Origin of the sequence: Colwellia echini (assembly GCF_002843355.2) — a bacterium.
Taxonomy (GTDB): Bacteria; Pseudomonadota; Gammaproteobacteria; order Enterobacterales; family Alteromonadaceae; genus Colwellia; species Colwellia echini.
In genome coordinates this window covers 46,847-52,836 of record NZ_PJAI02000023.1, presented here as the reverse complement: position 1 = coordinate 52,836, position 5,990 = coordinate 46,847, and the positions used below count along the sequence as shown (strand labels likewise).

The window sequence follows — 5,990 nt, the reverse complement described above, 5'->3', positions numbered from 1 at the left end:
AATGAGTATCGAATATAGCTCTGAGTTGAGAAGAAACTTAATCAAATTGGTATAAAATGCCTTTTAATGGTGTTTTATGCTAAAAAGTGTAAGTATTTATCTCCGCCGTCTTGTTTGCGTATTACTTTATCTATTACTATATAGACACTAATAAAGTTAGGTAACTCAAGAGTTTTAATTCATTTCAAAATGTCTGATCTCATAGCACAATCAATGTCTATCAAAAACCATCAATTTGCTATTCGCGTTTATTACGAAGATACCGATGCTGGTGGCATTGTCTATTATGCGAATTACTTAAAGTTTTTTGAGCGAGCTCGTACCGAGTGGCTTAGAGAAATAGGTGTAAACCAAGAAACATTTTTGCAACAAAAATTAGGTTTCGTGGTCAGACACGTAGAAATGAATAATATTGCTTCGGCAAAACTCGATGATTTACTTGAAGTACACTCAACAATAATAACGTTGAAACGAGCTAGTTTAGTGTTTCAACAACAAATAACCAATCAAGAAAAGCAAGTATTATGTACCGCTAACGTACGTATTGCTTGTGTAGATTTTAGTCAGAATAAACCCTGTGCTATTCCCGACTTAATACTAGGAGCGTTTAAACGTGTCAGCTGAAATATCTATTTTCCACTTGTTTTTAGAAGCAAGTATATTAGTGCAAAGTGTTATGCTTATTTTATTAAGTTTCTCAATTGCTTGTTGGGCAATGATATTTCAACGCAGAAAAATTTTACGTACTGCTGCGAGTGAATTAAAAGCTTTTGAAGATAAGTTTTGGAGCGGTGCAGACTTAAGTAAATTGTACAGTGAAATATCAGCTAAGCCAGAAGTTCATGGTATCGAAAGCTTATTTGTTTCAGGCTTTAAAGAATTCGCTCGTTTAAGAAAAAGCCATATAGATAATCCACAAATTATTGTTGATGGCACACACCGTGCTATGCGCGTTGCCTTATCACGCGAAGTAGACAACTTAGAAACACATTTACCCTTTATGGCAACGGTTGGCTCAATCAGCCCATATATTGGTTTATTCGGTACAGTATGGGGAATAATGAACTCATTTATAGCGTTAGGCTCAGTAAAACAAGCTACTTTAGCTATGGTTGCACCAGGTATTGCCGAAGCGTTAATTGCCACAGCAATGGGCTTATTCGCGGCTATTCCTGCAGTTATGGCTTACAACCGCTTTAGCCATAAAGTAGAGAAATTAGAAAACAGCTACGGCAACTTCATGGATGAATTCTCTAGCATTTTGCAACGCCAATCTGCAGCAGAGCAATCATCTAAGTAGGGTCTTACTATGTATCAAAGAGTTAGACGCCGTAAAGTGGCTGAAATAAATGTGGTACCATACATTGATGTAATGTTGGTGTTATTAATTATCTTCATGGTAACTGCGCCGTTAATTACCCAAGGGGTAAAGGTTGATTTACCGCAAGCTGAAGCTGAACCACTTGATGAAGACAGCAAAACACCACTTGTTGCCAGTGTTGACGCACAAGGCCGTTATTACCTAACTGTAGGGGCTGATGACAAAGTACCCATGTCAGCAGAAGAAGTTGCTGTGTTAGTTAAAGCGCATCTTGAACTTGAGCCAGGAACACCTGTTGTTGTAAATGGTGATGGCTCAGTATCATATAATGCGGTTATTCAATTAATGGTAATGTTACAAACGGTAGCAGGTGTGCCATCAGTTGGATTAATGACGGATTCGGTGGACCAGTAGTATGACTGAAAAAAACAACTCACTTGCCAGTAGTGATATGGCTAAGGCTAGTAAATCAGCTAATGCTAAAGCCTTATGGTTAAGTATTGCCTTGCATGTTGCTTTATTGGTTGGGTTATTGTCAGGTGATTTTTCTTCAATGCCTAAGCCAACACCAACGCCTGCGCCAAATGCTGGCGAGCCAATTAAAGCGGTAGTCATTGACAAAGCTAAGCTTGACCAAGCAATAAATAAAATAAAACAAGATAAAGCAAATCAAGTTAATGCGGAACAAAAACGTATTAAAGATGCTGAAAAGCGTGCTGCTGATGCGAAAAAACGTCAAGCGAAAGAAGAAGCGCGTATTAAAAGCTTAGAAGCTCAGCGTAAGAAAAAAGAGCAAGAAAAAATCAAAGCCGATAACGAGGCAAAAGCATCAAAAGCTAAAGCTGATAACGCTGAAAAAGTTCGTAAACAAAAAGAGCAAGAAAAGCAAGCTGCAGAAAAAGCAGCAGCGGAAGCTAAATCAAGACGCATAAAAGAAGAAGCCGCTGCGAAAAAAGCTGAAGAGTTACGCCTTGAAAAAATAGCAGAGCAAAAACGTAAAGAAATAGCGGCAAAAGAGCAAGCTATTCAAGACGCAATGCTCGCAGAGCAAATGGCAGACGAAATGGCTAGTCGTAATCAAGCAAGACAACAGCAAGTTATGACTGAAATTCAGCGCTACTCAGCATTAATTACACAAAGTATTAACCAACGTATGATCAAAGATCGCAGTACGATGGAAAATAAATCGTGTAAATTAACGCTTAAACTGGCGCCTTCAGGTTTTGTTATTGATGTTAAAGCTGGGCAGGGAGATAAAGTGGTGTGTGATGCTGCCACAATAGCTATTGGTAAAGCAGGTAATTTACCAGTATCTAAAGATCCCGAAGTGTTTAAAGAAATGAGCAATATATCCGTATTAGTAATGCCAGAATTTTAGCATGAGTTTTAACATGTGTTTTAGCTCGAGTATTTGACCTTTACGCTAATATTTATGCGTTTCTCAAACACTTATTTACCTACATTTGATGATAGGTAAATAAGGTGTATGGTTTAATCTAGATAGTCGATTGTTGACTACTCTAAGACAGTAGGAAGTTTTTAAAAAGATGAAGTTATTATCAAAAATATTCTCAAATGGGTTAACTAATACTTTAACAAAAGTATTATTCAGTGCTTGTATATTATTTAGTTCAAACCAAGCAATGGCCGCTTTAGAAATTGTTATTACCGGTGGAGTAGACAGTGCTCGACCTATCGCTATAATGCCGTTTCAATGGCAAGGTGCTGGCGAGCCGCCTGAATCATTATCAAAAGTGATCAGTGATGATTTACTTCGTAGTGGTAAATTTAGTCCTATTGCGGAAAATAAATTTCCACAAAAGTCTGTAGATGCTAAAAATATTGATTACAGCGCTTGGGCAAATTTAGGTGCCGAAGCTGTACTTATAGGTAAAATAGTAGAGAGTTCTCCCGGGCGTTTTACTGTAACTTATGAGCTAATTGACGTAATACGCGGCCAATTAACTGATGGTAATCCATCAAAATTAAGTAATGGTGAGTTGGTACAAAGTACCGATCATTTGTTAGCGAAAAGCAGTGCTAATATTGAGCTTAGTCAGGCGCGTCGTTATGCTCATAGTATTAGTAATGTTATATATGAAAAGCTTACAGGCACACGTGGTGCATTTTTAACTAAAATCGCCTACATTATTGTACGCGATGAAGGCACATACCCGTATCAACTAGCTTTTGCTGATTACGATGGTTATAACGAACATGTATTATTAAGCTCAAAAGAGCCATTAATGTCACCCGATTGGAGCCCAAATGGCGAACAAATTGCCTATGTGTCATTTGAAAATCATCAAGCAGAAATTAATAGTATTGATATTTACACCGGTGAAAGAAAGCTAATTAGCTCATTCAAAGGGATTAACAGTGCGCCACGTTTTTCCCCAGACGGTAAACAAATGGCAATGGTGTTATCAAAAGATGGTAACCCTGATTTGTACATTATGGACCTTGATACTAAAAAACTACGTCGAGTAACGAGAAACCGAGCAATTGACACTGAGCCTAGTTGGAGCCCAGACGGTAAGTCGTTAGTATTTAGTTCAGAACGTGGTGGTAAACCACAGCTATATCGCGTAGATTTAGCCGGGGGTAAAGTAAGACGTTTGACATTTGACGGTGAAATGAACCTAGGAGGTTCAATTACACCTGACGGCAAACAATTAATCATGGTAAACAGAACACGTGGACAATATCGCTTAGCTAAATTAGATTTAAACGCTAATTTGTTTCAAGTATTAACTGAAACTCGCTTAGATGAATCGCCGAGTGTATCGCCTGATGGCGGCATGATTATATACAGTACCTCACATAACAATCGACAGGTGTTGGGGTTAGTGTCGGTAGATGGTCGTTTCAAAGCAAGATTGCCAGCACTTGATGGTCATGTAAAAGCACCTGCTTGGTCGCCATTTTTATAATAATAATAAAACATCCAAAAATTAATTAATTTTTAATTAATCATTACTTTAGAAAATAGGAACAAATTATGCGCTTTAACATCGTAAAAAGTAACTTAGTAAAAAGCCTAGCAATCGCTTTACCACTTACTGTTTTATCAGCTTGTAGTTCAATGTCAGATAGTGACGAACAAAGCCAAGTAGATACCAATGCTCAAATAACACAAAACGCAAAAGACGCGCAAGAAGCTGCCGACAGCGTACAAGTTACTGCCGCTAAACGTGCCGCTGCAATTGAAGAAGAAAAACGCCAAGAGTTAGCTGCATTACGTGCAGAGCACATTATTTACTTTGATTTTGACGTATCAAACGTAAGTGAACATTACGGCGCTATTTTAGATGCACACGCACAGTTTTTGAATGCTAACCCAGATATCAAAGTATTGATTGAAGGTAATACCGATGAACGTGGTACACCTGAGTACAATATTGCGTTAGGTGAGCGTCGTGCTAAATCAGTAGCAACTTATTTAGAAAACATGGGTGTTCCAGCTGACCAACTTACTGTTGTTAGCTACGGTGAAGAAAAACCTGCAGACAGAGGACGTAGCGAAGCTGCATTTGCTAAAAACCGTCGTGTTGTATTAGTTTACTAATAAATAGTTATACCTAATAATTTTTATAATAAGCAGGTACCAAAATGAAACTCAATAAAGTTTTATTTGGCATTATGTTTACAGCTAGCGCATTCAGTGCGCTAGCTGTTGCTAAAGCGCCAGTAATTGATGTTAACGCTAGTTCTATAGATTCAGCAGCGTTATTAGACCAATTAACAACCTTGTCACGTAAGCTGGATGCACGTAACAAAGCTCAAATTAAACTTCAGCGTCAGCTTGACCAATTACAAACCGAAGTAAGTGAACTTCGCGGCGTAACAGAATTACATACCCATCAATTGGGGCAAGTATTAGAGCGACAACGAGAGTTGTATAAAGAGATTGACAGACGAGTTAATGAAGTTCTCGAAACAAGCAGTAAAACACCTGTTGCAGCCGCACCAAGTGTTAGTGCAACTACCACTAGTACAGCCAGTACAGCAGGGTATAGCAGTAACTTAACTGAAAATGAAAGTTATGATCGAGCGCTAAACCTTGTTTTAAAAGATAAAAGTTACAAGCAAGCCATAGTTGAGTTTAGAGCATTCAACAAAAGCTTTCCAAAATCAAGTTATGCCCCAAATTCACATTACTGGTTAGGGCAATTATTGTTTAATCAAGGTGATCTTGGTGAAGCGCATGACGAATTTTTAGTTGTGGTTAATGTTCATAAAGATTCAACTAAGCGTCCAGACGCAATGTTAAAACTTGCTATGGTTGCCGAAAAACAAAAAGATAATCAAAAAGCGATAACAACTTACCAACAATTGCTAAAAGAGTATCCAACATCAACTGCTGCTACACTTGCAAAACCTCGTTTAGCCAGTTTAACTAAATAGTGTGTTGTTGGAATAAAACAGGTAACGGTAAACTTCATTGTTGATTAATGTAGCGTATTGTTGAGAAAATGCGCGAATAGCAAATTATATCGATAAAAATGCAAGAAAAACGAAGTTTATAGTTGCACTTAAAAATATTATGAGTATCATATGCCCCGCGTTGAGGCAGTGACTCAACACATGTCGGCCGTTAGCTCAGTTGGTAGAGCAGTTGGCTTTTAACCAATTTGTCGAAGGTTCAAATCCTTCACGGCCGACCACT

The 5,990-nt window shown here is 38.1% G+C and carries 7 protein-coding genes and 1 tRNA gene; all 8 read left to right on the top strand.

Going from position 1 to position 5,990, the window contains the following annotated elements; translation table 11 throughout:
• Positions 1 to 213 precede the first annotated feature (213 nt).
• The 8 genes from ybgC to CWS31_RS15325 all read left to right on the top strand — a co-directional run bounded on the left by ybgC (position 214) and on the right by CWS31_RS15325 (position 5,988).
• On the top strand, positions 214 to 624 hold the full coding sequence (gene ybgC / locus CWS31_RS15360; protein WP_246143555.1) for a tol-pal system-associated acyl-CoA thioesterase: 411 nt from the start codon (positions 214 to 216) through the stop codon (positions 622 to 624).
• A complete protein-coding gene (gene tolQ, locus CWS31_RS15355; RefSeq protein WP_101343084.1) occupies positions 614 to 1,300 on the top strand; it encodes a protein TolQ in 687 nt (228 codons plus the stop codon). Before ybgC ends, tolQ begins: the two co-directional genes overlap by 11 nt.
• 9 nt (positions 1,301 to 1,309) lie before the next feature.
• Positions 1,310 to 1,735 (top strand): protein TolR, encoded by a 426-nt coding sequence (tolR, locus tag CWS31_RS15350; protein WP_101343083.1) that lies wholly within the window; start codon positions 1,310 to 1,312, stop codon positions 1,733 to 1,735.
• 1 nt (position 1,736) lies between these two features.
• A complete protein-coding gene (gene tolA, locus CWS31_RS15345; protein WP_246143553.1) occupies positions 1,737 to 2,699 on the top strand; it encodes a cell envelope integrity protein TolA in 963 nt (320 codons plus the stop codon).
• Positions 2,700 to 2,868: 169 nt separating this feature from the next.
• The gene (tolB, locus tag CWS31_RS15340; RefSeq protein ID WP_101343082.1) at positions 2,869 to 4,254 is read left to right on the top strand and encodes a Tol-Pal system beta propeller repeat protein TolB; all 1,386 of its coding nucleotides are present in this window, start codon (positions 2,869 to 2,871) and stop codon (positions 4,252 to 4,254) included.
• A gap of 80 nt (positions 4,255 to 4,334) precedes the next feature.
• Positions 4,335 to 4,889, top strand: a complete 555-nt coding sequence (gene pal, locus CWS31_RS15335) for a peptidoglycan-associated lipoprotein Pal (protein WP_211355847.1) — start codon at positions 4,335 to 4,337, stop codon at positions 4,887 to 4,889.
• A 44-nt stretch (positions 4,890 to 4,933) separates the two neighbouring features.
• Positions 4,934 to 5,728 (top strand): tol-pal system protein YbgF, encoded by a 795-nt coding sequence (gene ybgF / locus CWS31_RS15330; protein WP_101343080.1) that lies wholly within the window; start codon positions 4,934 to 4,936, stop codon positions 5,726 to 5,728.
• A 184-nt stretch (positions 5,729 to 5,912) separates the two neighbouring features.
• Positions 5,913 to 5,988, top strand: a tRNA-Lys gene (locus CWS31_RS15325).
• Positions 5,989 to 5,990: the final 2 nt, after the last annotated feature.